Annotated in this window: 1 protein-coding gene; it reads left to right on the plus strand. The window is 67.9% G+C overall.

The window, feature by feature from the left end; all coding sequences use genetic code 11:
- The first annotated feature begins 7 nt into the window (after positions 1-7).
- Positions 8-1,297 (plus strand): IS1380 family transposase, encoded by a 1,290-nt coding sequence (locus ALA01S_RS30980; RefSeq protein WP_066343615.1) that lies wholly within the window; start codon positions 8-10, stop codon positions 1,295-1,297.
- Positions 1,298-1,469: the final 172 nt, after the last annotated feature.

Consider the following 1,469-nt stretch of genomic DNA (forward strand, 5'->3'; position numbering starts at 1 on the left):
CGGGCGCATAGCGCTCGGGAAGGTGGGCCGCCGCGTGATTGAGGCGGCGTTCGATGGAGGAGACCTTGCCAGCGATGGCGGCGTGGTGCTGTTGCGCCAGGTCGATGAACGCATTGGGCTCACGCGCGCGGCAGCGCGCGTATTCGAAGACGGGCGCCGCCAAGCCAGCGTCACGCACAGCGTGCGCGACATGCTCGCGCAGCGCGTGTACGCACTGTGCTGCGGCTGGGAGGACGTGAGCGACCACAACGTGCTGCGGCGCGACTTGGCGCTGCAGACCGCTGTAGGGCGTGTGGACGATCTGGCATCGGGCCCGACGCTCAGCCGGCTGGAGACGGCGGCCACGCCAGCCCATGCTGCCGCGCTCAACGGCGTGCTTGTGGAGCAGTTCATCGCCGGCCACGCACGCGTGCCGAAGGAGTTGGTGCTCGACATCGACGCCACCCATGTGCCGCTGCATGGTGAGCAGGAACGAGCGCACTTCCATAGTTACTACGACAACTACTGCTACTTGCCGCTGTACGTGTTCTGTGGGCAAGACCTGCTGGCGTGCGTGCTGCGCCCGAGCAGCCGGGATCCGGCCAGCGTGCTCAGCGCGCTGGTGAAGCTGCTGGTGCAGCGGCTGCGCCAGACCTGGCCCGGCGTGCGCGTGATCGTGCGCGCGGACTCGGGCTTTTGCCGCCCGCAGGCACTGCGGCGCTTCGAGCGCTGGGGCGTGGATTACGTCATTGGGCTGCAGAAGAACTCGGCGCTGCTGCAGCGCGTGGCACTGGCCGAGTTGTACCTGGCCGACGCCTACAAGGACAGCGCCACCAAGCAGCGCCTCATCGGCGAGTTCAGCTATGGCGCCAAGACCTGGGGCCGCGAGCGCCGTGTCGTCGCGCGGCTGGAACACGATGCGCGCGGAGCCAACCCGCGCTTCATCGTCACCAGCCTCACCGGCCACGCTGAAGTGCTCTACGAGCGGCTGTACTGCGCCCGCGGCGAGGCCGAGAACCGCATCAAGGAAGCGCAACTTGACCTATTCGGCCGTCGCGCGAGTTGCCACAAGTACCACGCCAATCAGTTGCGGCTGCTGCTCGCAGCCCTGGCCTACACGCTCATGATCAAGCTGCGCTGCTTGGGGCTGCAGGGCACGGAGTTGGCCCAGGCCTGTAGCGCCACCATCCGCATCCGGCTGCTCAAGATCGGCGCGGCCATCGTGCGCAACACGCGTCGCGTGCGGCTGTTCCTGGCCTCACACCACCCGCTGCAGCACGTCTTCGAAGCCGCAGCGCGAGCCCTGGCCAGCCCCTGACCCCAGCCGAGTGCTGTCCCCGGCACGCTGATGAACAACGGGGGAAAGGGGGTGGTACGTCCGCTGCCTGCAAAAAGCTCCAGCGCCACGGCTGGGCCACCTCATCACTGGCCCAGCCTGGCCCCCAACCTCGCCAACGGCAGCACCTCAGTGCCTTGGTGAAAGATCCGGG

Origin of the sequence: Azohydromonas lata NBRC 102462, assembly GCF_001571085.1 — a bacterium.
In the GTDB taxonomy this organism is placed as follows: domain Bacteria; phylum Pseudomonadota; class Gammaproteobacteria; order Burkholderiales; family Burkholderiaceae_C; genus Azohydromonas; species Azohydromonas lata.